Source organism: Streptomyces sp. NPDC127068 (assembly GCF_042724695.1).
In the GTDB taxonomy this organism is placed as follows: domain Bacteria; phylum Actinomycetota; class Actinomycetes; order Streptomycetales; family Streptomycetaceae; genus Streptomyces.
This window is the reverse complement of sequence record NZ_JBHXEN010000082.1, coordinates 1-1096: the sequence shown is the minus strand read 5'-3', so window position 1 is coordinate 1096 and position 1096 is coordinate 1. Positions and strand designations below refer to the sequence as shown.

The 1096-nt window shown below is 65.2% G+C and carries 1 protein-coding gene; it reads right to left on the bottom strand.

Annotated elements, in window-relative coordinates; translation table 11 throughout:
• Window positions 1-89: 89 nt before the first annotated feature.
• Window positions 90-614 carry a hypothetical protein gene (locus tag ACFWIA_RS33075; RefSeq protein WP_387010955.1) on the bottom strand — a complete coding sequence of 175 codons (525 nt, stop codon included), beginning with the start codon at window positions 612-614 and terminating at the stop codon, window positions 90-92.
• Window positions 615-1096: the final 482 nt, after the last annotated feature.

The window sequence follows — 1096 nt, the reverse complement described above, 5'->3', positions numbered from 1 at the left end:
TTCTTCTCGTGTTGGTGCTCCCTTCATTGTTTTTTTTTCTTGTGGTGGGGGTGGCCCCCTCCCCTCTGGAGGCGCCACCACTCCGTGTGTCAGACCAGCGGGGAGGCTGAGAAGGCGTAGCTCTTCAGCCCCTTGCCGTCGGTCTTCCAGTCTATCTGGAGCACCGAGTCACCGTAGTACCGGGAGCCGGCAGCGGCCCGGTGGGCGACCGTTGGGCTGGTGTACAAGGTGTTCCCGCTGCCATTGAGGTTGTTCATCTTGCTGCCCAGGCCGGTTCCGTACGTGTACTTCGACACGGGGTCGGGACCGGCCACGCTGCGCTTGACCTGCACCAGCACGCGAGCCTCATTGACCACGTCGAAGCCGGAGAACCCGGGCGGACCGTCAACGTCCACGTTCACCCTGGCGTGGATGGTGCCGCCGGACCGCTTCGAGCAGGTCGTGACCTTGAAGTCGAAATCATCCCAGACAGCGCTCGACCCGGGATGATCGACAGTCTTCTTCGATGTCGTGCACTTCCAGCTGGCCGCCGGGGCGGCCTGGGCCGTGCCCGCGAGCGCCGGCACCATCAGCGTGGCCGCTGCGAGGGCGGCGACGAGCATGGTCTTACGCATGGTTCCCCCTGAGTATGCCTCAGACATTTTCGCCCCACCCTATGTCCGGCCGGGGCCGCCCCCGCAAATGACTTTTCGCCCCTGATGCGGCGATCAAGTCCGCCGCACCGGTGAACCGGCTCTGGTCGGGGTGAAGTGTAGGTGGAAGCGAGGGTGCGCCAGCAGCCACCTGCGGACCGCCCGGTCGAGCTTGCCGAGAACTTCTTGCAACTGCCGGGCCACGGAACTTGCCGACCGCGCAAGTCCCTCCGGCTCGGCCTCGCTACAAGCCAGCACGATCCGCACTCTCAGCGCGAGGGCCTGTGGCGGCGGTTGAGCCCGCCCCGTCCACCGCGCACCTCACGCTCGTGCGCAGACGACACCAACTCAGCCAGCCGTGGTCACTAGGGGCTGTTCGAAGTTCGGATCATGTGGCTGAGGCGAGGTGCTTCAGCCACATGATCGATCCTCGGAGGTGGAGTCCTGCCTCGTAGCTTTCTGGG